The sequence below is a fragment of the Hydrogenophaga sp. H7 genome (assembly GCF_002025745.1).
Lineage (GTDB): Bacteria > Pseudomonadota > Gammaproteobacteria > Burkholderiales > Burkholderiaceae_C > Hydrogenophaga > Hydrogenophaga pseudoflava.
On sequence record NZ_MCIC01000016.1, the window covers coordinates 244,177 to 269,640 of the forward strand.

26 protein-coding genes are annotated in these 25,464 nt (G+C 68.4%); 12 read left to right on the plus strand and 14 right to left on the minus strand.

Annotation, left to right across the window (positions count from 1 at the left end):
- Nucleotides 1-3 precede the first annotated feature (3 nt).
- The 5 genes from BC358_RS14730 to BC358_RS14750 are packed head-to-tail and all read left to right on the plus strand — an operon-like array spanning nucleotide 4 to nucleotide 5,135.
- Entirely contained in the window at nucleotides 4-1,056 is a 1,053-nt protein-coding gene (locus tag BC358_RS14730; protein WP_079366414.1) for a peptidase M29, read from the plus strand.
- Nucleotides 1,053-1,871 carry an alpha/beta fold hydrolase gene (locus BC358_RS14735; protein ID WP_079366415.1) on the plus strand — a complete coding sequence of 273 codons (819 nt, stop codon included), beginning with the start codon at nucleotides 1,053-1,055 and terminating at the stop codon, nucleotides 1,869-1,871. Before BC358_RS14730 ends, BC358_RS14735 begins: the two co-directional genes overlap by 4 nt.
- A gap of 32 nt (nucleotides 1,872-1,903) precedes the next feature.
- Entirely contained in the window at nucleotides 1,904-3,175 is a 1,272-nt protein-coding gene (locus tag BC358_RS14740) for an acyl-CoA dehydrogenase family protein (RefSeq protein WP_066152293.1), read from the plus strand.
- A 27-nt stretch (nucleotides 3,176-3,202) separates the two neighbouring features.
- A complete protein-coding gene (locus tag BC358_RS14745) occupies nucleotides 3,203-4,135 on the plus strand; it encodes a M14 family zinc carboxypeptidase (RefSeq protein ID WP_079366416.1) in 933 nt (310 codons plus the stop codon).
- A 22-nt stretch (nucleotides 4,136-4,157) separates the two neighbouring features.
- A complete protein-coding gene (locus BC358_RS14750) occupies nucleotides 4,158-5,135 on the plus strand; it encodes a LysR family transcriptional regulator ArgP (protein WP_079366417.1) in 978 nt (325 codons plus the stop codon).
- On the opposite strand, the gene BC358_RS22365 is transcribed toward BC358_RS14750, so the two are convergent.
- Nucleotides 5,122-5,577 (minus strand): fasciclin domain-containing protein, encoded by a 456-nt coding sequence (locus tag BC358_RS22365; RefSeq protein ID WP_066152297.1) that lies wholly within the window; start codon nucleotides 5,575-5,577, stop codon nucleotides 5,122-5,124. The genes BC358_RS14750 and BC358_RS22365 overlap by 14 nt on opposite strands.
- 54 nt (nucleotides 5,578-5,631) lie before the next feature.
- The gene (locus BC358_RS22370; RefSeq protein ID WP_256861530.1) at nucleotides 5,632-6,141 is read right to left on the minus strand and encodes a fasciclin domain-containing protein; all 510 of its coding nucleotides are present in this window, start codon (nucleotides 6,139-6,141) and stop codon (nucleotides 5,632-5,634) included.
- A gap of 207 nt (nucleotides 6,142-6,348) precedes the next feature.
- Here BC358_RS22370 and BC358_RS14760 point away from each other — a divergent pair, with 207 nt between their 5' ends.
- Complete coding sequence (locus BC358_RS14760; protein ID WP_066152300.1) at nucleotides 6,349-6,987, plus strand: TetR/AcrR family transcriptional regulator; 639 nt, start codon at nucleotides 6,349-6,351, stop codon at nucleotides 6,985-6,987.
- A 15-nt stretch (nucleotides 6,988-7,002) separates the two neighbouring features.
- Here the strand turns inward: BC358_RS14760 and BC358_RS14765 are convergent, their stop codons facing one another.
- From BC358_RS14765 to BC358_RS14775, 3 genes are all read right to left on the minus strand, one after another.
- A complete protein-coding gene (locus BC358_RS14765; RefSeq protein WP_066152303.1) occupies nucleotides 7,003-7,425 on the minus strand; it encodes a universal stress protein in 423 nt (140 codons plus the stop codon).
- A gap of 72 nt (nucleotides 7,426-7,497) precedes the next feature.
- The gene (locus tag BC358_RS14770) at nucleotides 7,498-8,328 is read right to left on the minus strand and encodes a metallophosphoesterase (protein ID WP_079366418.1); all 831 of its coding nucleotides are present in this window, start codon (nucleotides 8,326-8,328) and stop codon (nucleotides 7,498-7,500) included.
- Nucleotides 8,325-9,314 carry a LysR family transcriptional regulator gene (locus BC358_RS14775; RefSeq protein WP_066152582.1) on the minus strand — a complete coding sequence of 330 codons (990 nt, stop codon included), beginning with the start codon at nucleotides 9,312-9,314 and terminating at the stop codon, nucleotides 8,325-8,327. The genes BC358_RS14770 and BC358_RS14775 overlap by 4 nt, the downstream gene beginning before the upstream one ends.
- Nucleotides 9,315-9,416: 102 nt before the next feature.
- On the opposite strand from BC358_RS14775, the gene BC358_RS14780 reads away from it, so the two are divergent.
- Entirely contained in the window at nucleotides 9,417-9,974 is a 558-nt protein-coding gene (locus BC358_RS14780; protein WP_079366420.1) for a hypothetical protein, read from the plus strand.
- Between the two features lie 81 nt (nucleotides 9,975-10,055).
- Here BC358_RS14780 and BC358_RS14785 read toward each other — a convergent pair whose 3' ends face one another.
- Entirely contained in the window at nucleotides 10,056-11,930 is a 1,875-nt protein-coding gene (locus BC358_RS14785) for a phosphoenolpyruvate carboxykinase (GTP) (RefSeq protein ID WP_079366421.1), read from the minus strand.
- Nucleotides 11,931-12,248: 318 nt separating this feature from the next.
- Here BC358_RS14785 and BC358_RS14790 point away from each other — a divergent pair, with 318 nt between their 5' ends.
- Complete coding sequence (locus BC358_RS14790; protein WP_066152316.1) at nucleotides 12,249-12,638, plus strand: DUF4440 domain-containing protein; 390 nt, start codon at nucleotides 12,249-12,251, stop codon at nucleotides 12,636-12,638.
- A gap of 60 nt (nucleotides 12,639-12,698) precedes the next feature.
- Here the strand turns inward: BC358_RS14790 and BC358_RS22140 are convergent, their stop codons facing one another.
- The 3 genes from BC358_RS22140 to BC358_RS14800 form a co-directional block, all read right to left on the minus strand.
- A complete protein-coding gene (locus BC358_RS22140; protein ID WP_164868389.1) occupies nucleotides 12,699-12,842 on the minus strand; it encodes a hypothetical protein in 144 nt (47 codons plus the stop codon).
- A gap of 75 nt (nucleotides 12,843-12,917) precedes the next feature.
- The gene (locus BC358_RS14795) at nucleotides 12,918-13,343 is read right to left on the minus strand and encodes a PaaI family thioesterase (protein WP_079366422.1); all 426 of its coding nucleotides are present in this window, start codon (nucleotides 13,341-13,343) and stop codon (nucleotides 12,918-12,920) included.
- Between the two features lie 7 nt (nucleotides 13,344-13,350).
- Nucleotides 13,351-14,550, minus strand: coding sequence for a threonine ammonia-lyase (locus tag BC358_RS14800; RefSeq protein WP_079366423.1), 1,200 nt, complete (start codon nucleotides 14,548-14,550; stop codon nucleotides 13,351-13,353).
- Between the two features lie 314 nt (nucleotides 14,551-14,864).
- Between BC358_RS14800 and BC358_RS14805 the strand changes: the two genes are divergently transcribed.
- The gene (locus tag BC358_RS14805; RefSeq protein WP_373270142.1) at nucleotides 14,865-17,132 is read left to right on the plus strand and encodes an ATP-binding protein; all 2,268 of its coding nucleotides are present in this window, start codon (nucleotides 14,865-14,867) and stop codon (nucleotides 17,130-17,132) included.
- Here BC358_RS14805 and BC358_RS14810 read toward each other — a convergent pair.
- The 5 genes from BC358_RS14810 to BC358_RS14830 all read right to left on the minus strand — a co-directional run bounded on the left by BC358_RS14810 (nucleotide 17,122) and on the right by BC358_RS14830 (nucleotide 21,363).
- Nucleotides 17,122-17,847, minus strand: a complete 726-nt coding sequence (locus BC358_RS14810) for a glutamine amidotransferase (protein ID WP_079366425.1) — start codon at nucleotides 17,845-17,847, stop codon at nucleotides 17,122-17,124. The genes BC358_RS14805 and BC358_RS14810 overlap by 11 nt on opposite strands.
- A 51-nt stretch (nucleotides 17,848-17,898) precedes the next feature.
- Nucleotides 17,899-18,240: a hypothetical protein gene (locus tag BC358_RS14815; protein WP_079366426.1), complete on the minus strand. Its 342-nt coding sequence runs from the start codon at nucleotides 18,238-18,240 to the stop codon at nucleotides 17,899-17,901.
- Nucleotides 18,241-18,412: 172 nt separating this feature from the next.
- On the minus strand, nucleotides 18,413-20,308 hold the full coding sequence (recQ, locus tag BC358_RS14820; RefSeq protein WP_079366427.1) for a DNA helicase RecQ: 1,896 nt from the start codon (nucleotides 20,306-20,308) through the stop codon (nucleotides 18,413-18,415).
- The gene (locus BC358_RS14825) at nucleotides 20,305-20,724 is read right to left on the minus strand and encodes a rhodanese-like domain-containing protein (RefSeq protein WP_079366428.1); all 420 of its coding nucleotides are present in this window, start codon (nucleotides 20,722-20,724) and stop codon (nucleotides 20,305-20,307) included. The genes recQ and BC358_RS14825 overlap by 4 nt, the downstream gene beginning before the upstream one ends.
- A gap of 54 nt (nucleotides 20,725-20,778) precedes the next feature.
- Nucleotides 20,779-21,363: a hypothetical protein gene (locus BC358_RS14830; protein ID WP_066152342.1), complete on the minus strand. Its 585-nt coding sequence runs from the start codon at nucleotides 21,361-21,363 to the stop codon at nucleotides 20,779-20,781.
- A 98-nt stretch (nucleotides 21,364-21,461) separates the two neighbouring features.
- On the opposite strand from BC358_RS14830, the gene BC358_RS14835 reads away from it, so the two are divergent.
- The 3 genes from BC358_RS14835 (at nucleotide 21,462) to BC358_RS14845 (ending at nucleotide 25,446) form a co-directional block, all read left to right on the plus strand.
- The gene (locus tag BC358_RS14835; RefSeq protein WP_079366429.1) at nucleotides 21,462-22,508 is read left to right on the plus strand and encodes a homocysteine S-methyltransferase family protein; all 1,047 of its coding nucleotides are present in this window, start codon (nucleotides 21,462-21,464) and stop codon (nucleotides 22,506-22,508) included.
- A 296-nt stretch (nucleotides 22,509-22,804) separates the two neighbouring features.
- Nucleotides 22,805-23,755, plus strand: a complete 951-nt coding sequence (locus BC358_RS14840; protein ID WP_079366565.1) for a TerC family protein — start codon at nucleotides 22,805-22,807, stop codon at nucleotides 23,753-23,755.
- Nucleotides 23,756-23,886: 131 nt separating this feature from the next.
- Complete coding sequence (locus BC358_RS14845) at nucleotides 23,887-25,446, plus strand: methyl-accepting chemotaxis protein (RefSeq protein WP_079366430.1); 1,560 nt, start codon at nucleotides 23,887-23,889, stop codon at nucleotides 25,444-25,446.
- The last annotated feature ends 18 nt before the right edge of the window (nucleotides 25,447-25,464 follow it).

Consider the following 25,464-nt stretch of genomic DNA (forward strand, 5'->3'; position numbering starts at 1 on the left):
CCCATGTTGCAGGAGCGGATCGAACCCGCCTGGATCGACGCGTTTGAGGCGGTGCTGCGGCGCTGCGCGCTGCAGCCGGGCGACACGGTGGCGATTCTCAACGAAAGCCAGAGCCGTCCGGTGCTGGTCGAGCTGGCGCGCCTGGCGGCGGCGCGGCTCGGGGCCCCGGCCTTCGTGCTGACCCTGCCCTCCGTGTTCGGCGCCGCGGGCGAACCCGTGACGCGCTCCACCGGGGCATCACCGGCCATTCAACAGCAGTTGCCGGTGATCGCGGCATTGCAGGCCTGCACCTTGGTGATCGATTGCACGGTCGAGGGCCTGATGCATGCGCCCGAGCTGCCCGCCATCCTGCAGGGCAACGGCATCACCCAGCCGCGCATCGTCTACGTCAGCAACGAGCACCCCGAGGCGCTGGCGCGCCTGCTGCCCGACGACGCGACCGAGGCGCGGGTGAAGGCCCATGTGAAGCGCCTGCGCGGTGCCAAAGCCATGCGCGTGAGCTCGCCGGCCGGCACCGAGCTGTCCATCTCGCTGCAGGGTGCGGTGGTCGGTGGCAACTGGGGCAGCACCACACGTCCCGGCACGCTGACCCACTGGCCCGGCGGCCTGGTGCTGGCCTTCCCGGCGGCGGGCAGCGTCAGCGGCCGGCTGGTGCTGGCCGAGGGCGACGTGAACCTGACCTTCAAGCGCTACATCGAACGCCCGATCACGCTGACCATCGAACACGACTACGTGACCCACATCGACGGCGGCGGCGTGGACGCCGAACTGCTGCGCAGCTACTTCGCGGCCTGGGGGGAGAAGGAGGCGTATGCCGTGAGCCACGTGGGCTACGGCCTGAACGACGCCGCGCGCTGGGACAGCATGGCGCTCTACGACAAGCGCGACTTCAACGGCACCGAGCTGCGCGCCTTCGCCGGCAACTTCCTCTACAGCACCGGCGCCAACGAAACCGCCGGCCGCTACACCCGAGGCCACTTCGACTGGCCGATGCGCGACTGCACGGTGGCGCTCGATGGCACGGTCGTCGTTGACGCCGGAAAGGTTGTGTCTTGAGCAGTCTGCCTACCTTTACTACGCTGGGCGACGGCGCCACCACCGTGCTCATGCTGCACGGCATCGGCGGCGGGCACCTGGCCTTCGCGCCGCAGGTCGAGACCCTGGCCAGCGTGGGCTACCGCGCGGTGGCCTGGGACATGCCCGGCTACGGCCACAGCGCGCCCATCGAGCCCTACACCTTCAAGGGGCTGGCGCAAAGCTGCATCAACCTCATCGACGCGCTGCAGTGCGACAGCGTGGTTCTTGTAGGACACAGCATGGGTGGCATGGTGGCGCAGGAAGTCGCGGCCAGGCGCCCAGAGAAAGTGTGCAAGCTCATGCTCTGCGGCACCTCGGCCGCCTTCGGCAAGCGCAGCGACGGCAAGTCGGCCGAGGTCTGGGCGCAGCAGTTCATCGCGCAACGCACCGCGCCGCTGGACGCGGGCCAGAGCATGGCCGACATGGCCGCGAAGCTGGTGCCGCAGATGGTCGGCCCGGGCTCGCTGCCCGAAGGCGTGCGCCTGGCCGAGCAGTGCATGGGCCGCGTGCCGGCCGCCACCTACCGCCGCGCGCTGGACTGCATCGTCACCTTCGACCGGCAGGCCGCGCTGGCCCACATCGGCGTGCCCACGCTGCTGGTGGGCGGCGAGTTCGACCGTGTGGCCTCGCCCGCGGTGATGAAGCAGATGGCGCAGCAGATCCCGAACGCGCGCTACACCGAGATGGCCGGCGTGGGCCACCTGATGAACCTGGAAGCGCCCGACGAGTTCGACCGCATCCTGCTGGATTTCCTCCGCGAGTCCGCGCCGAGGGCGCGCCCGGACCTGCACTGAATCCGACACCCCCACCAGAGGAGACAACCCCGATGAGCACCCGCCCCGTCAACCCGGTCACCGGCCTGGACTTCACCCCCGCCGTGGGCGACATGCCCTTCACGCCGCTGCAGCGCGAGTGGCTGGCCAGGGCGCACGCGCTGGGCCGCGACAAGTTCGCGGCGCGCGCGGCCCAGTGGGACCAGGAAGCGAGCTTCCCCTTCGCCAACTACGACGACCTGCGCGAACAGGGCTTCCTCAGGCTCTGCGTGCCGGTCGAGTTCGGCGGCGCGGGGGCGGACTTCCCGACCTACATGATGGTGGCGGCCGAGATCGGGCGCTTCTGCGGTGCCACCGCGCTGACCTGGAACATGCACATCTGCTCGACCATGTGGACCGGCGTGCTGGCCGACGGCATCGCGATGAGCGAGGAGCAGCGCGCCGAACACGCGGCGCGGCGCAAGCTGCACTTCGCGCGCATCGTGAACGAGGGCAAGCTCTACGCCCAGCCCTTCAGCGAGGGCACGGCGGCGGCGGCGGGCCGTGCGCCCTTTGGCACCACGGCGAAAAAAGTCGAGGGCGGCTGGCTCATCAACGGCCGCAAGATCTGGGCGAGCCTCTCGGGCGCGGCCGACTACTACGGCGTGCTCTGCACCGAAGACAAGGGCGACCACCACCCCGACGCGCGCGACACGCTCTACATCAGCGTGCCCGCCACGGCCGAGGGCTTCTCCATCAGCGGCGACTGGGACCCGCTGGGCATGCGCGGCACCGTCAGCCGCAACCTCACGTTCAAGGACGTGTTCGTCAGCGACGACGAGCAGCTCATGCCGCGCGGCATCTACTTCAAGGGCGCGCAGACCTGGCCGGCCATGTTCTTCACGCTCTCGCCCACTTACCTGGGCGTGGCGAACGCGGCCTACGACTTCACGGTGCAGTACCTGCGCGGCGAGGTGCCGGGCGAGCCACCGATCAAGCGCCGCCAGTTCCCCACCAAGCAGATCACGGTGGCGCAGATGCGGCTGCAGCTCGAAGCCATGAAGAGCCTGTTCACCCGCGCCATCTTCGAGGCCAAACCCAACCCGAGCAAGGACGAGAAGCTGCGCCTCTACGCCGCGCACCACGCGGTGATGGAAGGCGCCAACGACCTCGCGCGGCTGGCCATCCGCACCTGCGGCGGCCAGAGCATGCTCAAGCACCTGCCGCTGGAGCGCCTGTACCGCGACAGCCGCTGCGGCGCGCTGATGCTGCCCTGGACGGCCGAGCTGATCCTCGACCGCATGGGCCGCGAGACCTTGTACGAGCCTGGCGAAAAGGACGAGTGAGCGGGGCGGGTCCCTAGAATTGCGGGGATGACCCGACGCCCCGCTGCCGCTTCTTCTGAACGCCCACCTCGCCCTTGGTGCCGCCTGCCGGTGGCGCTGGCGCTGCTGGCGGCCTTGGGTGGGACTTCCCTGGCGGCACTGGCGCAGCCGTTCGCGAAGGCGCCGGCCGACCCCTGCATCGAGTTCGTCGCGCGCCTGCCCAACGTGAAGGCAGCGCTGTGCCGCGCGGCCCAGCTCAAGCCCACCAGCGGTGGCGTGTCGGTGCAGGGCCGCACGCTGTACCAGCGCGACGTGATGGCCCCCGACGCCAAGGTGCGGGTGCTGGTGGTGGGCGCCATGCACGGCGACGAGCTGTCCTCGGCCGCCGTGGCCCTGCACTGGATCCAGCGCGCCGTGGAGACACCGTCCAACGTGCACTGGCGCTTCATCCCGGCGCTCAACCCCGACGGCCTGATGGCGCGGCCGGCCAAGCGGGTCAACGCCCGCGGCGTCGACCTCAACCGCAATTTCCCGACGCCCAACTGGACGCGCGACGCCAAGATCTACTGGGAACAACGGACGCAGAAAGACCCGCGCCGCTGGCCCGGCCCCAAGCCGCTTTCCGAGCCCGAGTCGAAGTTCTTCCACGAAGAGATGGAGCGCTTCCAGCCGGACCTGATCGTGAGCATCCACGCGCCCTACGGCGTGCTCGACTTCGACGGCCCCACCGTGCCGCCGGCGCGCCTGGGCCGCCTCTACCTCGACCAGGTCGGCATCTTCCCCGGCAGCCTGGGCAACTACGGCGGCGTGCACAAGGGCATGCCGGTGGTGACCATCGAGCTGCCCAGCGCCATCCGCACCCCGCTGGACGCCGAGATGCGCCAGATGTGGCTGGACCTGCTGCGCTGGATGAGCGAGCGCGTCATCCCCACCGAGGGTGACGCCAAGGTGGTGCCGGTCAAGGTGAAGAAAACCGGCTGACCACCCCACGCGCGGAGAACGCATGAGCACATTTGATCCCGACGCCCTGGAGTGTCTGGCCGCCATCATCGAAGAGGGCGGCTTTGAACGCGCGGCGCAGCGCCTGTCGATCACGCAGTCGGCGGTGTCGCAGCGCCTGCGCGCGCTGGAGGCGCAGGTGGGCACGGTGCTCATCGTGCGCAGCCGGCCGCTCAAGCCCACGCCCGCAGGGCAGCTCATGCTCAAGCACGCCAAGATGATGCGGCTGCTGCGGGCCGATCTGGAGACCGAACTCAGGGAGCTGGCGCCCGGCGCCGGCGGGGCGGGGCGGGACGAGGAGCGCATCTCGATCGCGATCAATGCCGACAGCATCGCCACCTGGGCGATGCCGGCGCTGGACGCGCTGGTGCGTCAGGGCCTGCCGGTGGAAATCATCACCGACAACGAGGAATTCACCCAGGAGTGGTTGCGCGAGGGCCAGGTGCTGGGTTGCGTCACCTCGCTGGGGCAGACGCTGCGCGGCTGCAGGATGGTGCCACTGGGCTGCATGGACTATGTGGCCGTGGCGCAGGCGGATTTCGCCCGCAACCGTTGCCCCAAGGGCCTCAGCGCCCACAACTTCCATCAGCTGCCTTTTGTCGCGTTCAATCGCAAGGACTATCAGCAGCACGGTTTCGTGGAGCAGGCCTTCGGCCTGCCGCGAGTGGGGCTCAAGCAGTTGTATGTGCCGTCCAGCGTCGGGCAGCTGCGAGCGGTTCAGGCCGGCTGGGGCGTGAGCGTGCTGCCCGAGCTGCTGGTGCGCGACCAGCTCGCCAGTGGCGAGCTGGTGAACCTGGCGCCGCGGCACCGGCTGAGCGTGACGCTGTACTGGCACTGCTGGAACCTGAGTTCGGGCGTGCTGGACGCACTGACTGCGGCGCTGACCGGGGCGGCCAAGCACAACCTGCTGCCCACCGGCGCACAAAAAACCCCGCCGGGGCGGGGTTCGAAGCGCAGGGGTGCGGGCGTCACTTCGGCATGATGACGCTGTCGATGACGTGGATCACGCCGTTGTCGGCGACGATGTCCGTCTTCACCACATTGGCGGCATCCACCTTCACGCCGCCGGTGGTGGCCACGGTGATCTCGCTGCCCTGAACCGTCTTGACCTTGCCGGCCTTGACGTCGGCGGCCATCACCTTGCCCGGGACCACGTGGTATGTCAGCACGGCGGTCAGCTTGGCCTTGTCCGCCAGCAAGGCATCCAGATCGGCCTTGGGCACCTTGGCGAAGGCTTCGTCGGTGGGCGCAAACACGGTGAACGGGCCCTTGCCCTTGAGCGTGTCGACCAGACCGGCGGCCTGCAGAGCCGTGGCCAGGGTCTTGAACGAGCCTGCCGCAACGGCGGTGTCGACGATGTCCTTGGCGTGGGCGGAACCCAGGGTGGCCAGGGCGATGACGGAGGCGATCAGGGACTTCTTCATGGGTAACTCCTAGGAGGGGTTGATGACAGGGGACGGGAAAAAAAGAACAGGGGATCAGGCCGGCGGCAGGATCACCCGGTCGATCAGGTGCACCACGCCGTTGCTGCACAGGATGTCGGTGGCGACGATGGCCGCCTGGCGGCCGCGGCCGTCGGTGATGCGCAGATCGCCGCCGACGGTGAAGCTCGCGCCCTGCAGGGTCGCGATGGGGGTGTTGACCGGCACCTGGTCCTTCAGCACCCGGCCGGACACCACGTGGTAGGTGAGCACAGCGGTCAGCAGCGGCTTGTCGGCCAGCAGCGCTTCCTTGGTGACGCCCAGCTCGGCCAGCAGGGCGGCGAACGCGGCGTTGGTGGGCGCGAACACGGTCAATGGCCCGGGCGCGCTGAGGGCGTCGACCAGGCCGGCCGCAACCACGGCCTCCACCAGGATGCTCAGGTTGGGCGTGGCCTGGGCAGTGGCCACGATGTTGGGTGGTGCGTGGTCGTCGTCACCGCCACCGCAGGCGGTCAGCAGGCCCGCCGTGGCACCGGCCAGCAACAGGGAACATCTCGGAATCGGCATCTCGGTCTCCTTCAGGCGTGGGGTGGATAGAGACAGCCGGCGCCGGGGCGGGGTGCTCCGGATTCAGGGTCCGCTGCTGTCCGGGCGGGATATTAGTCGCACGAGATCAAAAAGTGACCAATCAGTATAAAAAATATACTTGTAAGTATGGTTATCTACTTTGGCGTCCATTTGCGGCACAATGCGAGTGCTGCCCAAAGATTGACCATGACCACCGCCGTTTCCTCTCCGACTCCCCGTTCTTCCCCCAAGCGCAGTTTTCGCGAACAGATGCATCTGGCGCGCGAGGACGCGATCGTCTCGGTGGTCAATCGGCTGCTGGCCGAAAAGGGGTTCGAGTCGATGACGGTGGACGAGGTCGCCGCCGAGGTGGGCATCGCCAAGGCCAGCCTCTACAAGCACTTCCCGAGCAAGGAAGACCTGGCGGCCGCCGCGATGGTCAAGGTGATGAACCGGGCGCGGGCCTTCCTGGACACGCTGGACCCGAAGGCGCCGCCGCTGGACCTGCTGCGCCAGGTGGCGCGCTGGACCATGGAGGTGCAGCTGGCCGGTGAAATGCCCTCGCTGCCCAGCGAGAACTCCAGCCTGCGCGCGTCACTGACGACCAACAAGGCCTATGTGGACGGCTTGATGGATGTGAGCGACCGGCTGGGTGCCTGGATCGAGGCGGCCCAGCAGCAGGGCAGCGTCAACCCGGCCCTGCCGCCGATCGCGGTGCTGTACACCCTCTATGCCCGGGCCTGCGACCCGGTGCTGGGGTTTCTCAAAGGGTCTGGCCTGTACAGCGACGGCCAGATCATCGACATGGTGCTCAGCACCTGTTTCGACGGATTGCGCCAGCGCTGAGGCTGGCGCGGTGCGTCAGCGCACCAGCATCACCGGCACGCCGCAGTGCGCCAGCACCTGCGTGGCGACCGAGCCCATCACCAGGTTGCCCAGGGCGCTGTGGCCGTGCGAGCCCATCATGACCAGGTCGTACTTGCCGGTGTCGGCCTGCTTGGCGATCTGTTCGCCGGGGGAGCCGGTCTTGTGCACGACCTTGGGCTCGATGCCGTGGCGCTTCAGGAACTTCACCACAGGCGCGGTGACCTTCTCGGCTTCCTCGGCGTAGTAGCTGTTGGCGACCTCGGCACCGACGGCGGCACGCGCGCGCGGAGGCAGGGGCATCTGCACGGTGAAGATGGTGAACTCGTTGTTGGCGCTGAACACCTCGAGGTGGGTGGTCAGGTAGGCCAGCATCTTCTTGGTGTATGCGCTGCCGTCCACAGCGAGCAGGATCTTCATGTTCTCTCTCCGGTTGTGTGCCCCTGAGGCGGGCGAATTGCACCAGTGTACGCGCGGGGTGCAGGGTTTTTCCTATGGGATTTCCACATGCACCGTCAGTGTGGGTCTGAAATCGGCCTGCTCACCCTTGCGCGCGTAGCCCAGCGGATTGGCCATGATGCGGCAGCGGCCGACCTGCGCGTCGGTCGCGCAATGCAGGTGTCCGTGCAGCCAGAGATCGGCCAGGGGCAGCAGGTCGTCCAGCGCATTGCAGAAGCCGGCCGTGCCGGGGGCCAGGCCGTAGCGCGGGTCGGCGCTGTGCAGAGTGGGTGCGAAGTGCGTCACCACGACCGTGGGTCCGTCGTGTGGCTTCGCCAGTGCCTCGCGCAGCCAGTCCTGGCACTCCAGTCCGAGCTCGCGCATGGCGGCCGCGTCGAACAGTGCGCCGCTGCGCAGACCGGCCATCTTGTGCAGGTAGAAATTGGCGGCGCGAAAGGCCTTCTCGCGCAGGCGCAGTCGCTCGGTCTCGGTGGCGTCTGCCGGGGCCAGCGCGTCGTAGTCGCTCCAGAGCGTGGTGCCGATGAAGCGCACCCCGTCGATCTGCAGCGTCTCGCGCTCCAGCCAGGCGATGCCGAGCCGGTCGCAGGCGCGGCGCAGGCCCGCGTGCGCCTCGTCCCAGTCGAGTCCGTCGTATTCGTGGTTGCCCGGCACGAACAGCACCGGGGTCGGCCAGCCGCCGTGCTGGGGCAGGGGCGAGAAGCGTCGCAGGCCCCAGTCGGGCTCGTCCATCACCGTGCCGTCTCGCCGTTTCTGGTAGGAGCCGATGTCGCCTGCCAGCACCAGCAGGTCGGCGTCTGCCGCGGGTGTGGCGGCAAAGCTGGCGTCGGTTTCGAGGTGCAGGTCGCTGAGCAGTTGGAGCTTCATGGCGCGATTGTCGGTGCAGCGTCTGCCGCGGCATCCGCAAAGCCCCGCCGCGCCGCGCGCTCGACCGCCTGCCGCAGCCAGCGGTGCGCGCCGTTGTGCGCCGACTGCCGGTGCCACAGGGCGTCGACGTGCACCGCCGGTACCGGCAGCGGCAGCTCGCGCAGCGTCAGCGCCGACTCGATCCCGGTGACCTCGACGAAGTGCCGCGGCAGCACGGTCAGCAGGTCGGTGCTGGCCACCACCCGACCGGCGGTGAAGAACTGGTTGACGGTGATCACCACCCGGCGCTGGCGCGACATCGCCGACAGCGCCTCGTCGACAAAGCCAAAGGGCCGCCCAGAGAAGCTCACCAGCAGGTGGCGCGCGGCGCAGTAGGCGTCGATGGTGAGCGGTTGTCCCGCCAGCGGATGGTCGCGGCGCATCACCACCACGTACTCGCCGTCGTAGAGCCGCTGGTGCAGGAAGCGCGGGGTGTGTTCCTGCAGGTGGATCGCGGTCAGTTCGGCGATCACGCCGGGGAAATGCCCGACCGCCAGGTCCGCCGAACCGGATTCCAGCAGCTCGCGCGGGTCGCGCGTGGTCAGCGGCACGACGCGCAGGTTCACTCCCGGCGCTTCCTTTTCCAGCAGGTCCACCAGCCCGGGCACCAGCTTGGCGGCAGTGGCGTCGGCCATGGCCAGCACGAAGGCCTTGCCTGCGGTCGACGGGTCGAAGTCGGCCGGCGACAGGGACTCGCGCAGCTGCGCCAGCGCGTCCCGCACCGTGGGCCACAGGGCCTGTGCCACCGGCGTCGCCTCCACACCGTAGCCGGAACGCCGCACCAGTTCGTCGCCCAGGTGTTCCCGCAAACGCTTGAGCGCGTTGCTCACCGCCGGCTGCGTCATCGCGAGGTTGTGTGCCGCGCGGGTGAGGTTGCGCTCGGCCATGACCTCGTCGAACACCCTCAGCAGGTTGAGGTCCAGCGTGCGGAAGTTGAGCTCATTTATCATTTTTGTGAATGTAATTCATTATAAAAATAAATTGGCGTGACATCAGGGTTCACCCTAGTATTCGCCTGTCCAAAAGACAATTTTTCAAAGGAGTTCGCCATGAGCACCGTCTTCTCTCCCTCTTCCGCCTCCGTCGGCATGGGCACCGCCGCCGACCGGGGTATCGGTCGCACCAGCCGCTTCGACGGCTCGCGCAGCCTGGCCACCATGCTTCTCGCCGCCGCCGTGGCCGCCCTTGTCGTGCTGGCCGACCAGATGATCGGCTCCTGGGCCGATGGCCACCTGTTCCTGGGGTGGGTCTCCCTGTGGGTCGTGATCTTCGCGGGCTCCGCCCTGTTCGCCGGCACCGCCCGCCGCGCGGCGAAGGCCACGTTGCGCTCGCTCGACAGCTGGTCGCGTTCGCTGGCGGAGGCCCGCGCCGAAGCCCGCCTCTGGGACCTGGCCCGCACCGATCCGCGCCTCAAGGCCGAGCTGATGCAGGCCCGTGCCCGCGAAGCCGAACTGGCCGAAGAACTGAACCCTTCGCCCGTTGCGGCGAAGAACGACTATGCGGACGCGCTGGCGCCGATGGGCCTGGACACGGGCTTCTCCGCACCGCTGCGCCGCTGGGCCCAGATGGAAGTGCGCCGCCAGACGGGCTACCTGCCCTACCTGTAAGCCTCCGCTTTCGCCCATGAAAAAAGCCCCCCGGCAGGCGCCGGGGGGCTTTTTGTTTTGGTCGGCCCGTACGGGCCGGGATCAGGCGGCGGTCAGGCGCTGTTCCAGGGCGTTCTTGGTGTCGATCAGGGCCTGGGGCATGTGGTAGGCCAGCTGCTCGAAGTGCGCGTCGTGCAGCTTGAACTCCTCGGCCCAGGCGGCCTTGTCGATGCTCGTGACCTGCGCGAACTGCTCGGCGCTGAAGTCCAGGCCGGTCCAGTTGATCTCGGCGTATTGTGGGGCTACGCCGAACATGGTTTCCTGGCCTTGCGCCTGGCCTTCGATGCGGTCGATCATCCACTTGAGGACCCGCATGTTGTCGCCATAGCCGGGCCACACGAACTTGCCCGCCTCGTCCTTGCGGAACCAGTTCACGCAGAAGATCTTGGGCAGGGTATGGCCGGATTCTTCCAGCTTGTGTTCCATGTCCAGCCAGTGCTGGAAGTAGTCGCTCATGTTGTAGCCGCAGAACGGCAGCATGGCGAACGGATCACGGCGCACCACGCCCTGGGCGCCAAAGGCGGCGGCGGTGGTTTCGGAGCCCATCGTGGCGGCCATGTAGACGCCTTCCATCCAGGTGCGGGCCTCGGTCACCAGGGGCACGGTGGTGGAGCGGCGGCCGCCGAAGATGAATGCGTCGATCGCCACGCCGTCGGCGTCGTCCCACTGCGGGTCCAGTGCGGGGTTGTTGGTGGCGGCCACGGTGAAGCGCGAGTTGGGGTGCGCGGCCTTGGTGCCCTTTTCCTTGGCAATCGCCGGGGTCCAGTCCTTGCCCTGCCAGTCGATCAGGTGCTCGGGCAGCGTGCCGGTGTCCTTCTCCATGCCTTCCCACCACACGTCGCCGTCGTCCGTCAGGGCCACGTTGGTGAAGATGACGTTCTTGTCCAGCGAACGCATGCAGTTCGGGTTGGTGTGCATGTTGGTGCCGGGGGCCACGCCGAAGTAGCCGGCCTCGGGGTTGATGGCGTACATCTTTCCGTCGGCATGGGGCTTGATCCAGGCGATGTCGTCACCGATGGTGGTGACCTTCCAGCCTGCAAAGCCCGCCTCGGGCGGTACCAGCATGGAGAAGTTGGTCTTGCCGCAGGCGCTGGGGAAGGCGGCGGCGACGTGGTACTTCTTGCCCTGGGGGTTGGTCACGCCCAGGATCAGCATGTGCTCGGCCAGCCAGCCCTGGTCGCGGCCCATGTTGGAGGCGATGCGCAGCGCGAAGCACTTCTTGCCCAGCAGCGCGTTGCCACCGTAGCCCGAGCCGTAGGACCAGATCTCGCGCGTTTCGGGGAAATGCACGATGTACTTGGTGGTCGGGTTGCAGGGCCAGCTGGTGGTGTCCTTCTGGCCTTCGGCCAGCGGTGCGCCCACGGTGTGCATGCAGGGCACGAAGTCGCCGCTGTCGCCCAGCACGTCGTACACGGCCTTGCCCATGCGGGTCATCAGCTTCTGGTTCACCACCACGTAGGCGCTGTCGGTCAGCTCGATACCGATGTGGGCGATGTGCGAGCCCAGTGGGCCCATGGAGAACGGCACCACGTACATGGTGCGGCCCTTCATGCAGCCGTCGAACAGCGGGTTCAGGGTGGCGCGCATCTCGGCCGGGGCCATCCAGTTGTTGGTCGGGCCGGCGTCTTCCTTCTTCTCGGAGCAGATGTAGGTGCGGTCTTCCACGCGGGCCACGTCGGACGGGTCGGTCCAGGCCAGGAAGGAGCCCGGGCGCTTGGCCGGGTTGAGCTTCTTGAAGGTGCCGGCGTCGACCAGTTCCTGGCACAGGCGGTCGTATTCTTCCTGGCTGCCGTCGCACCAGACCACGTTGTCGGGCTTGCACAGGGCCACCATGTCGGCCACCCAGGCGATCAGGCGGGCGTGCTTGACGTAGGCGGGGGTGTTGAGGTTGAGGCCCTGCATCACGGGAGAGTTCATCGAAAAGGCTCCGGTAGTTTGAAAGCGGCGGCCAAGAGACACCAACAGCCGCTGGCCACGGAACGGTGGCGGGCGGCTCTGCAAGATCCCTTGGACAAAAAGGGCGGTCGGCGCTCGGGGCTGCAGGGCGGTTGCGGTGCAGCGCGACAGCCAGAAAGGGGGCGGATGATCCCGGGTTCTGGTCCGCGTGTCGGCCTAACCCATCAATTTTAAAAAAGAAGGTCGGTCAGTTACCGGCAAGTTACATGCAAGACATGCATAACCTGATGCATGAATGCCGGCGGGGGTACGGTGTCGTGCAACCGCTAGAGTGGGGCCATGGAACCCGAACTCATCCTGGAACCCGGTCTGGCGTCCTTGCTGGACGAACTCAGAACCCTTGAAGACCTCTACCACGCGGCCTTCCCGGACGCGACCCTGGCCGACTTCGACCGGCTGGTGGCGCCCGGCTTCTGGGAGACCGGTGCCACCGGCCGCCGCTACAGCCGGGTCTTCGCCCGCCAGGTGCTGGCGCAGCGCCCGGGGCGTCCCGACCCCGGGACATGGCAGACCGACCAGCACCACCTGCAGCGGGTGAGTGAAGACGTCTGGTTGCTGACCTACCGCCTGCGCCAGCCGGGCCGGGTCACGCGGCGCATGACGCTGTGGCGTCGGGAGGCCGGGCGCTGGCAGGCGGTGTACCACCAGGGCACGGTGGTCGCCGGCTGAGCGACGTTCAAAACAAAAGCCGCCCGGTGGGCGGCTTCTCTTCGCTGGCCGTGCCGGGTTTCAGGCCATGAACACGGCAATGAAGGCCAGCAGGAAGATCAGCACGCCGCCGGCCACGGGCAGCACGATGGGCATGAGCGGAACGATGGACTCGACCACGTCCTGGGGTTCATCGGCGTGGCTGTCGTGGGGGGCGTGGGCCATGGGGCGTCTCCGGAATTGAGAAAAATCAACGCGGATTCTAAAGCCGACGGCCCCGGACCGCACCCGGCCCAACCCTCACAGCAGCGCGTAGGTGGTGCTGGCGCGGCACACGCTCTTGCCGTCGTCGGCGCCGGCGATGTCGATTTCCCCGAACACCAGGTTCTTGCCGGCCCGCACCACACGGGCGGTCACCAGCGCGTCCTGGTTGGACAGCGGCTTGAGGAAGCTGCTGTTCTGCTGCACCGTGGTCATGGGCCGGCGCGTGCCCAGCCGGGTCACGATGGCCAGCACCATCGCCGTGTCGGCGGCGGCCATCATGGCCTGGCCGCAGACCATGCCGCCGATGCGCGCCAGCTGGTCGTTCTGCGGCAGGCGCAGCACCACTTCGTCCGTCTGGAAGGACTCGACGCGCAGGCCCAGGGCCTGGACCCAGGGCGCGAACCAGTCGGACAGGCAGGCCTGCAGGGTGTCGGTGCTGAGGGGGGCTTCGGGTGCGGTCATGGGGTGGTCACATCCGTTGGGTGTCGAAACCGGCGGCCTGCAGCGCGTCGATCACCTGTTGCACATGCTCGCGGCCGCGCGTCTGCAGCACCAGCTCGACCGCCACGTTCTGCGCCGCCAGCAGGGTGAAGGCGCGCTGGTGGTGGACCTCGTCGATGTTGGCGCCGGCCTCGGCGACGATGGCCGTGATGCGCGCCAGGTTGCCGGGCACGTCGCGCGCGCTCACCTGGATGCGCGCCAGTCGGCCGGCCCGCACCATGCCGCGCTCGATGATCGAGGCCAGCAGCATCGGGTCGATGTTGCCGCCGCAGAGCACCAGGCCCACCTTGCGGCCAGCGAAACGCTCGGGGTGCTTGAGTACCGCGGCCAGCCCGGCGGCACCCGCGCCTTCGACCAGGGTCTTCTCGATCTCCAGCAGCATCACGATGGCCTGCTCGATGTCGCCTTCGTCGACCAGCAGCAGGTCGTCGACCTTGTCGCGGATGATTGCCTGCGGGATCACACCCGGCGTGCCGACGGCGATGCCTTCGGCGATCGTGCTGCTGCCCTGCGGCAGGTGGGTGCCCTTGATGGCGTTGTACATCGCCGGAAAGCGCTCGGTCTGCACACCGATGATCTGGATGTCGGGGCGCATGGCGCGTGCCGCGGTCGCCATGCCGGCGATCAGGCCGCCGCCGCCGATGGCGATCACGAGGGTGTCGATGTCGGGTTGCGCGCGCAGCATCTCCAGGGCCACCGTGCCCTGGCCTGCGACGATGGCCTCGTCGTCGTAGGGGTGCACGAACACCAGGCCCTGCTGCTCGGCCAGCGCGTAGGCGTGGGCGCGGGCTTCTTCCAGCGTGTCGCCGTGCAGCACCACCTCGGCGCCGAAACCGCGCGTGCGTTCCACCTTCACGCCCGGCGTGAAGCGCGGCATCACGATCACCGCGCGGATGCCCAGGCGCTGTGCGTGGTAGGCCACGCCCTGGGCGTGGTTGCCGGCGCTCATGGCGATCACGCCGCGTGCCCGTTCGTCGGCCGACAACTGGGAGAGCTTGTTGCAGGCGCCGCGCTCCTTGAAGGACGCGGTGTACTGCAGGTTCTCGAATTTGAGAAACACCTGGCAGCCCGTGAGCTGCGAAAGCGTGCGTGATTCCACGCACGGGGTGTCCAGCACCTGGCCGTTCAGGCGCTCAGCGGCGGCATCGATGTCTCTTTTTTCAAGCATCGGCCGATTGTGCCGCCGGACGATTGTCACAAGTGAGCGGGAAAGGCCCCACAACTCGTCGGACCGCGCTGGATCATGCTCTTCCATGATGGATCAAGCTGGGTTATGGTCCGCTCCAATTCGCATTGCGGACTGCGTGCCCCGTTGTCAAGACTGGAGGTGTCCTCATGAGCAAACGCCTGTTGCAGCGCGCCACGCCGGCGACGCCGCGTCCGGCCGAAGCGCGCCCGAGCCCCGAGCCCCGGCACAGCCCGGCCTTGGACGCGCGCGTGTTCGTGCCGTCCGGGCTGCGCCAGGCGCCGGTGCTGGACCTGATGTGCTCGCACTTCGTGCTCACGCTCGCCGCCCGCCAGGGTCAGCGCTTCAATGTGCGCCGCGATCTCAACACCCTGCTGGCGCTGGCCGGCCGCCACCTGGTGTGGCCCATGACCGTGCTGGCGCGCCTGCGCGAGTTCCTGGCCCGCCGCTGCAAGGACAACGAACTCTGGACCGGCAACGAACAGCTCTCGACCGCCGCCTTCATGGAGCGCTACGGCGTGTGGCGTGGCCCCTATGAAGAAGGCACGCTGTTCTTCTATCTCGACGAGTACGCCAAGGAATCACCCAAGGACCTGCTGTCGGTGCTGGCCGTGACGGGCGATTGGCTCAACCAGGCGCTCAAGAAGCAGAGCACCCTGGTGGAAAAGAACATCGACGCGCTGGCCAACCTGCTGCAGCTCAACCGCGCCGAGCGCGCGCTGCTGCTCTATGGCACGCTGGCGCGCTACCAGCGCGACCTGCGCTCCATCCTGGTCGAGTTCAAGGTCAACAACGCACCAGAGGCCTACGCGGCCATCGCCGACGTGGCCGGCGTCAAGGCCAGCGAGGTGGGTGAGGCGCTGCGCGCCGGCTCGCGGCTCGAACGCATCGGCATGGTGGAGAACCTGATCTCCGAGCACAACATCACCGACCTGGCCGACCTGATGAAGGTCAGCGAAAAGCTGCCGCCGGTGCTGATGCGCGAGTACCGCAGCGAGAGCGAGCTGATGGCGGTGTTCACGCGCCCCGCCGCGCGCTCGGCGCTGACGTCCAAGGACTTCGAGTACGTGGCCGATGACGTGCGCCTGCTCAGCGGCCTGCTGCGCGAAGCGGTGGCGCGCAAGGAGCCGGGCGTGAACATCCTGCTCTACGGCCCGCCCGGCACCGGCAAGACCGAACTGGCGCGGGTGGTGGCACAGGCCGCCGGATTGGAGCTGTTCGAGGTGGAATACGCCGACCGCGACGGCAACGCGCTCAGCGGCCGCGACCGCTACCGCTCGCTGCAGATCGCGCAGGTGTTCCTCAAGGGCACGGCCCACTCGGCGCTGCTGTTTGACGAGGTGGAGGACGTGTTCCCGCCCATCAGCAGCGAGGCGGCGCAGTTCATGGCGCGCGCCGAGCAGGTGTCGGCGCCGCACAGCAACAGCGTCAGCGGCAAGGCCTGGGTGAACCAGATTCTCGAATCCAATGCGGTGCCGACGGTCTGGGTCACCAACCGCATCGAGCAGATCGACCCGGCCTTCCGCCGCCGCTTTGCCTACCACCTCGAACTCAAGAGCCCGCCACCCGGCGCGCGCGAGCAGCTGGTGCGCAAGACGCTGGAAGGTGAGCCGGTGTCCGACGGTCTCGTGGCGCGGCTGACCGCGCGCAAGGGGCTGACGCCGGCGCAGATCCGCACCGCGGTGCGCTTTGCGCATCTGGCGGCCGCGCCCGCGAAGACGCCCGGGCGCCGCAAGAAGGTGGCGGCCGACACCGGCCCCACGCTGGACGAGCTGATCGAGCGCCAGCTGCGCAACGCCGACCTGGCCCTGGGCCGCCAGCCCGACGCCGGCCAGCGGCCGGAAGTCACGCAGTACAGCCTGGACATGCTGAACGTCGAGTCGCGCTACGAGATCGGCCGCATCGTGGCCGCGCTCAAGGCGCGCGGCCACGGCTGCCTGTGTTTCCACGGCGCGCCCGGCACCGGCAAGACCGCGCTGGCCGAACACATCGCCAAACAGCTCGAGCGGCCGCTGATGATCCGGCGCGCCAGCGACCTGGTGAGCAAGTTCGTGGGTGAGACCGAGCAGCAGATGGCGGCGATGTTCCGCGAGGCCGAGGCCGAGAAGGCGGTGCTGCTGCTGGACGAGGCCGACAGCTTTCTGCAGGACCGGCGCGGCGCGCAGCGCACCTACGAGGTGACCGAGGTCAACGAGATGCTGCAGGGCATGGAGCGCTTCAACGGCATCTTCGTCTGCACCACCAACCTGATGGACGCGATCGACCAGGCGGCGCTGCGGCGCTTCACCTTCAAGATCCGGTTCAAGCCGCTGCGCCGGGAGCAGCGCGAACGCATGTTCGTGGTCGAGGCGCTGGGCGGTGACGAGGCCGGCCTGACCGAGCCGGTCCGATCACGGCTGGCCAAGCTGGAGCAGCTGTGCCCGGGCGATTTCGCTGCGGTCAAGCGCCAGGTGGAGATCCTGGCCGAGACTCTGCCGCCGGAGGAGTTCCTGGCGCAGCTCGAAGCCGAGCACCGCATCAAGCCCGAGGTCCGCGAAGCGCGGACCATCGGATTCACGCACTGAGCGCCAGCCGCGCAAACCGCGGCAGCACCGACGCCGCTTCAGGGGTCGGCCTGAGCGCGTCGGCGATCTGTGCCGCATCCAGCCCCTCTTGTTCCAGCGTCGGGCCCAGGCCTTCCAGGTAGGCGCGCAGCGCCTCGTCGGAGAATTCCGGGTGGAACTGCACGCCCCAGGCGCGTTCGCCGACGCGGAAGGCGTGGTGCGCCTCGTGCGCGCTGCCGGCGAGCAGCACCGCGTCTGCGGGCAGGCGGCGCACCGACTGCCAGTGCACCGCCTGGGCGGGAAAGTGCTCGGGCAGGTCGCCCAGCAGCGGGTCTGCTTCGGAGGCGGCGTGGCGCGCCACCGTCACCGTGCCGATCTCGACGCCATCGGGGTGGTGGGCCACCTCGCCGCCCAGCGCGTGGGCCAGCAGCTGGTGGCCGTAGCAGATGCCCAGCAGCGGGGTGCCGGCCTCGACGGCGGCCTGCAGCCAGGGCACCAGCGCCTCGCTCCAGGGCTCGCGCTCGCTGACCATGTGGTGCGAGCCGGTGAGCACCACGCCCGAGAACCGCTGCGGCGCTTCCGGCAACCCGTCAACCTGTGCGTCGTGGGTCGCCAGCACGGTCGCACCGCCAGCGCGCAGCCCGGCGGCGATCCAGTCGTCGAAATCGCCCAGGCGGTCGCGGATGTGGGCGTGGGTGGAGCCGGTCTTGAGGATGAGGAGGGGCGCGTGGGACATGCGCCCGATTCTAGGAAGCCCCCGATGGCCCTGCCTTGTCTGGGGCGCCGGTCAGTGCAACAGGGCCATGGGACCCGACGGCAGTTCCTCGGGCGTGTGGTCCGGGTGGTGGTTCACGAAGAACATCAGCTTCTGGTCCAGCCGTGACACGCGCTGGTGGGCCACACCCTCGCAGTGGTGCTTGGAGATCAGGTTGAACAGCTTGCCGCGCAGGAACCACAGGTCCTGCGGGTTGCGGCAGGCCAGCAGCGCGACGTGCAGCCGCGTGCGCAGAGGGTCCTGGATGTCAGAGACGGCGTCCTCGAACTCGCTCACCAGGAAGTCCATTTCCAGGACCTGGGTGTCGTGGAAGCTGGGTTCTTTCTGTCTGAACCAGGGCAGCTTGAAAAACATGAACGGTCTCCGCTGAAGTCGTGGCGCCGGCACTTCACCGGCTTCCTCTGCTTTTTCGGCGGGCGGGGGTCGTGTCTTGAGAGAAATGGGCCGCAAAACACCCCCATTTCCGACGGGCGGTCGGGTGATCAGACGATGGTTGACAGCCGTATCGACGCAAAGCCGGAGGGCTTTAATCGAAAGCACTCACCACGCGCAGCACCTCGGCGCCGTAGGCCTCGCGCTTTTTCTGCCCGATGCCGGAAATGCCGTCCAGATCGGCCATGGAGCGCGGCTTTTCAGCGGCGATCGCGCGCAGGGTGGCGTCGTGGAAGATCACGAAGGCAGGCAGGTTGTGTTCGCGCGCCACCTCGGCGCGCCAGGCCTTGAGCGCGTCCAGGCACTCGCGTTCGGACAGCGACAGCGGCTGGCCGTCGGGCGCCACCGCGTCGCGGGCGGACTTGCGGCTGCTGCGCCGGCTGCCTTTGGATTCGGTGACCTCGCGCAACCAGACCTGGGCTTCGCCCTTGAGGATGGGGCGGGCGCCATCGGTCAGGTGCAGGGTGTTGTACGGGGCGTCGTCCACCCGCACCGCTTCGCGCGCGATTAGCTGGCGCAGCAGGGCGCGCCACTGGCTCTCGCTGAGGTCGGCGCCGATGCCGAAGGTGCTGAGCTTGTCGTGCCCGTATTGCGCGACCTTGTCGGTGGCCTTGCCGCGCAGGATGTCCATCAGGTGGCCGGCGCCGAAGGCCGTGCCGCTGGCCTGCTGCACGCGGTAGATGCAGGACAGCAGCTTTCGCGCCGCCTCGGTGGCGTCGTGCAGGGCCGGGGGCGAGATGCAGTTGTCGCAGTTGCCGCAGGGCTGGCTGGCTTCGCCGAAGTACGACAGCAGCCGCACCCGCCGGCAGTCGCTGGCTTCGGCCAGCGCCAGCAGAGCGTCCAGCTTGCCGCGCAGCACCTGCTTGAACTCGTCGCCCGCCGGGCTCTCGTCGATCATGCGGCGCTGGTTCACCACGTCCTGCAGGCCATAAACCATCCAGGCGTCGGCCGCCTCGCCGTCGCGACCGGCGCGGCCGGTTTCCTGGTAGTAGCCCTCGATGTTCTTGGGCATGTCCAGGTGGGCCACGAAGCGCACGTCCGGCTTGTCGATGCCCATGCCGAAGGCGATGGTGGCGACCATGATCAGGCCCTCTTCGCGCAGGAAACGGTCCTGGTGCTTCTGGCGCACCGCCGAGTCGAGGCCCGCGTGGTAGGGCAGGGCGTTCAGCCCGTGGTCCACCAGCAGCGCCGCCACTTCTTCCACCCGCTTGCGCGACTGGCAGTAGACGATGCCGGCGTCGTGGCCCTGGCTGTTCATGTGTTCGTCGCGTATGAAGCGCAGCAGCTGCTGCGTGCCGTCCTTCTTCTCGACGATGGTGTAGCGGATGTTGGGGCGGTCGAAGCTGCTGACGAAGCGCCGCGCGTCCTGCAGCTGCAGGTGCGTCACGATGTCCTCGCGCGTCAGGTCGTCGGCCGTGGCCGTGAGCGCGATGCGCGGCACGCCGGCGTAGCGCTCGTGCAGCACTGCCAGCTCGCGGTACTCGGGCCGGAAGTCGTGGCCCCACTGGCTCACGCAGTGCGCCTCGTCGATGGCGAACAGGCTGAGCAGCCCGCGCTCGTGCAGCGAGTCGAGCAGCGCCAGGAAGCGCGGCGTGGTCAGGCGCTCGGGCGCGGCGTAGAGCATGGTGATCTCGCCCTTGAGCAGGCGGCGTTCGATCTGCTGCGCTTCGTCGCTGGTGAGGCTGGAATTGAGGAAGGCCGCGTCCACGCCGGCTTCCAGCAGCGCGCCCACCTGGTCGTGCATCAGCGCGATCAGCGGCGAGACCACGATGGACACGCCGTGGCCGGCGCGCTGGCGCACGATGGCCGGGATCTGGTAACACAGGCTTTTGCCGCCGCCCGTGGGCATGAGCACCAGGGCGTCGCCGCCGTCGCTGACGTGGGTGACGATGCCCGCCTGCGGGCCGCGGAAGGCCTCGTAGCCGAAGACCGCCTGCAGCACCTCGGCGCAGGCTTCCAGCGTCTCGCCTTCAGAGGAGATGTCGATCACATCTGTTCCCAGGGCAGACCGTCGAAGCGCCAGCCGTTGAGCGTGCTGCGCTTGAACCGGTCGTCCAGATCGCCTTCGAAGCCATGCACCACGTGCGCCACCTCGGCGAAGCCGGCAGCCTCCAGCGCGGCGGCGGCGTCCTGCGTGCGTTTGCCGCTGCGGCAGATCAGCAGCACTGGGCGGTCCTTGTCACCCGCCTCGGCCTCCACCGCGGCGGCGAAGGCCTGCGGATCGGCGGTCAGGTCCGGGTACTCGTACCAGGCGATGTGCACCACGCCGGGCGGCCGGCCGACGTAGAGCGACTCGATTTCCATGCGCACGTCGACGAACAGCGGGGGCTCCAGGCCCTGGGCGGCGCGCTGCGCGGTCCGGTCTTGCAGCCAGGTCCAGGCTTCGGTCGGGAGCAGGTGTTTCATGGGGGCGTATTGTCGTTGAGGCCGGGACGCCCCTGCGCCTGCCCGGCGGGCGGTTCAGCGCGCGGCCCGGGGCGTCAGCGTGATCGTGAACAGCTGGTTCTGGAACTCGGGGCGGAACACCTGGCGGTCCGGCTCCCCGAGCGCGCGGGTGATGATCGCCCCCGGCATGCGCGGGTAGGTGCCGCGCCAGTAGTACAGCACCACCGGCTTTTCCCGGGCCAGTTGCCCCGCCGTCAGGCGGGCCTCGAAGACCTCGTCGCCCTCGGCGGCGGTGGCCGCAAAGCGGGTCGAGGTCGACACCAGCCGCCAGCGGCACCGGTCCTGTCCCGTGCCCGCCGCCGGGCGGCCGGGGACGGTGGTCTCGTAGTGGTGCCCGCCCTGGTGGGTGACCGGCAGCGCCACGCTCAGCTCGCCGCCCCCGGGTGGCGCACCCGCCGGGCAATCCTCGGCGCGGTAGTCCGCGTGCCAGCTCACCTGGCCAAACGGGCCGGGCGCGCGCTCGATCACCGCCGACACGGTGTGGCTGCGCTCGGCGCTCCACGGGCCGATCCGGTCGCAGCCCGCCAGCAGGGCGCAGAGGCCCCAGGCGAATACCCAGCGGCCGGGGCCAGCGGCCCATGGGCCCACACGCAGTTGCACGACACACCTCCTGGAAGCGGCGCAGTATAGAAAACAGGCGCTGCGCCGAAGCCCCTGACCACGGCTGGCCGGGGGGCGTTTCCTACAATCGCGGGATCATGAAAACGCCCGTCTACACCCGCGCCCAGGCGCTGCCCCAGATCCTGTCCCAACGCATCGCCGTCCTCGACGGCGCCATGGGCACCATGATCCAGCGCTTCAAGCTCGGCGAGGCGCAGTACCGCGGCGAGCGCTTCAAGGACTTCCACAAGGACGTCAAGGGCAACAACGAACTGCTGAGCCTGACCCGCCCGGACGTGATCCGCGACATCCACGAGGGCTACCTTGCGGCCGGCGCCGACCTGATCGAGACCAACACCTTCGGCGCCACGACGATTGCGCAGGAGGACTACGACATGGCCCACCTGGCGCGCGAGATGAACCTGGCCTCGGCCCGCATCGCCCGCGAGGCCTGCGACAAATTCAGCACGCCCGACAAGCCGCGCTTCGTGGCCGGCGCGCTCGGCCCCACGCCCAAGACCGCCAGCATCAGCCCCGACGTGAACGACGCCGGTGCCCGCAACATCACCTTCGAGCAGCTGCGCGCCGCCTACCTGGAGCAGGTGGAGGCGCTGGTGGAAGGCGGCGCCGACGTACTGCTGGTGGAAACCATCTTCGACACACTCAACGCCAAGGCCGCGCTCTTCGCCATCGACGAGTTCTTCGAGAAGAGCGGCGAGCGCCTGCCGGTCATCATCAGCGGCACCGTGACCGACGCTTCCGGCCGCATCCTCAGCGGCCAGACCGTCACCGCCTTCTGGGCCAGCGTGCGCCACATCCAGCCGCTGGCCGTGGGCCTGAACTGCGCGCTGGGCGCCACGCTGATGCGCCCCTACATCCAGGAACTGGCCAAGGTGGCGGGCGACACCTTCATCAGCTGCTACCCCAACGCCGGCCTGCCCAATCCCATGAGCGACACCGGCTTTGACGAGACGCCCGACGTCACCAGCCGCCTGCTGCGCGAGTTCGCGGCCGAGGGCCTGGTGAACATCGTGGGCGGCTGCTGCGGCACCACGCCGCAGCACATCGGCGCGATCCACGACGCGGTGGCCACGCAGGCGCCCCGGGCGGTGGGGCGGGCGATGTTCTACAAAGAGGCGGCCTGACCCCGGACTGTGCTGCTGCTGCAGGTCGTTGGGCGATGTTCCATTTTTTTCTGAGTGACCTTCGCCTTGTGAGGGCGGTGCGCCGCCCCCACAATCGCTGCTCCCATCAAGGGGAGTAACCAGCCCGCCACCGGACGCCCCGTCCGGCCTCGGCGGGTGGGGCGTCCGTCAGTACGCGGTCTTCACCGGAAGGCCGCCGGATGCCCCGGGCCTGGCGCCATGCCCGGTCCCGGCCAGACCTTGGAGGGTGTTCTTCATCCGATCAACACCGTCCTCAAGAAAAGGTCTTGTCCACCATGGAAACCATTGCACCCCTCTGGCTCTGGGGCGTCTTCGTCGCCTTCGTGCTCGCGGCCCTGTTCGTCGATTTTGTCGTGCTCAAGAAGCAGGGCGCCCACGCCGTGGGCGTGAAGGAAGCGCTGAACTGGTCGCTCGCCTGGGTGGCGGTCAGCTTCGTCTTCAACGGCCTGCTGTGGTGGGCCATCAAGGACACCACCGGTTCGACTGCGGTCGCCAACGAGAAGTCGCTGGAGTTCCTGACCGGCTACCTGATCGAGAAGAGCCTGGCGGTGGACAACATCTTTGTCTTCCTGCTGATCTTCACCTACTTCGCGGTGCCGCCGGCCTTCCAGAAACGGGTGCTGATGATCGGCATCCTGGGCGCCATCGTGCTGCGCACCATCATGATCCTGGTGGGGGCCTGGCTGCTGGAGCAGTTCCACTGGATCCTCTATGTGTTCGGCGCTTTCCTGATCCTCACCGGCGTCAAGATGTGGTGGGCCGCCGGCAAGGAAGAAAGCCTGGACGACAACCCGGCCCTGAAGCTGCTGCGCCGCGTGATGCCCGTGAGCAAGCGGTTCGACGGCGAGAAGTTCTTCACCGTCGAGAACGGCAAGAAGATCGCCACGCCGCTGCTGATGGTGATCGCCATGGTGGGCCTGACCGACGTGATCTTCGCGGTGGACTCGATCCCGGCCATCTTTGCCATCACCAAGGACCCGTTCATCGTGCTCACCAGCAACGTGTTCGCCATCCTGGGTCTGCGCGCCATGTTCTTCCTGCTGCAGGCCGCGGCCAGCCGCTTCCACCTGCTGAACTACGGGCTGGCCGTGATCCTGGTCTTCATCGGCAGCAAGATGATGCTGATCGACATCTTCAAGATCCCGGTGGCGGTGTCGCTGGGCGTGGTGCTGGGCATCCTGGCCATCACCATGGTCTGGAGCGCCAAGACCGCCCCGAATACTTGATGCCTACTGTCACGGTCTCCGTGACACCCTGAATGCGGAATCCTGGGGCAAAAAGGATTCAATTTCCCGTCTTTTCAACCGATGCCAGTGTGTCCGGGACCGACACACTGGCCCCATTGAAGGAGACGTGAATGCAACACTGGCTTCGGCGCTGGTCCATCGTGACCAAGCTGCGTTTCATGGCCCTGATGGGCATCGGTGGACTGGTGCTGCTGGCCACCTGGCTGGGGGCCGAGGAATACCGGCGGGCCCAGCAGGCCCGGGCCGAGGCCACGCGCCACACGGTGGAGCTGGCCCACGGCGTGCTGGCCTGGGCCCATGGCCTGGAACGCGCCGGCCAGGTGGACAAGGCCGGTGCGCAGACACTGGCCGGGCAGGCGCTGGCCAGCCTGCGCTACGGCGAGGGTGGGTACTTCTGGATCAACGACATGCAGCCGCGCATCGTCATGCACCCTGAGCAGCCGGCGCTGGAGGGGCAGGACGCCAGCGGCATCCGCGACCCGGACGGGCAGGCGCTGTTCGTACGCTTCGTCGAGACCGTGCGGCGTGAGCGGCAGGGGTTCGTGCGCTACCAATGGCCACGGCCGGGCAGCGTGGACCCGGTGCCCAAGCTGTCCTTCGTCAAGGGCTTCGAGCCCTGGGGCTGGGTGGTGGGCTCGGGTGTCTACGTGGACGATCTGCGCGACGAACTGGTGGCGTACGTCCAGCGCCTGGCGGTGGTGATCGGCCTGGCGCTGGCGATGACCATCGTGCTCACGCGCAGCATCTGCCGCTCCATCGTCGACGGCCTGAACCAGGCGATCCGGCTGGCACAGGCCATCGCGCGTGGCGACATCACCCAGGACGTGGCGCCACCCGCCGGGCGCGACGAGGTCGGCCTGCTCATGCGGGCCCTGGCCGACATGACGCAGAACCTGCGGCGCATGGTCGGGCAGGTGCGCGACTCGGCCCACCGCATGGACGAAGCGGCCGGCGAGATTGCCGCCGGCAACCGGGAGCTGTCGGCACGGACCGAACAGGCGGCCTCGGCCCTGAAGCAGACCGCGGTGGCCATGTCGGACATCCACGGCACCGTGGCGCGGAATGCGCTGGCGGCGGAGCAGGCCGGGGCGATCTCCCAGGCGGCCTCGGTGTCTGCCCGCGACGGGCAGGCGGCGGTGTCCGACGTGGTGGGCACCATGGGCCAGATCACCGCGTCCTCGCGGCGCATCGCCGACATCACCGGCGTGATCGACGGCATCGCCTTCCAGACCAACATCCTGGCGCTCAACGCCGCCGTGGAGGCGGCCCGCGCGGGCGAACACGGCCGCGGTTTCGCGGTGGTGGCGTCGGAGGTGCGGTCGCTGGCCACCCGGTCGGCCGGGGCGGCGCGGGAGGTCAGGGACCTGATCGCCGAATCGGTGCAGCGGGTGGCGTCCGGCGGCGCACTGGTGGACAGCGCCGGCCAGACCATGCAGCAGATGGTCGAGTCGGTGCAGCGGGTGAACGCGCTGGTCGGCACCATGCGCCAGGCCAACCAGGCACAGACCACGGGTGTGGGCGAGGTGAACCTCGCGGTCGCGAACCTCGACCAGATGACCCAGCAGAACGCGGCGCTGGTGGAACAGTCGGCCGTGGCCGCCGCCAGCCTGCGCGACCAGGCCGCGCATCTGCTGGAAGCGGTCCAGGTGTTCAAGCTGCGCAGCACGTGAACGGCGCGCCGCGCAGTG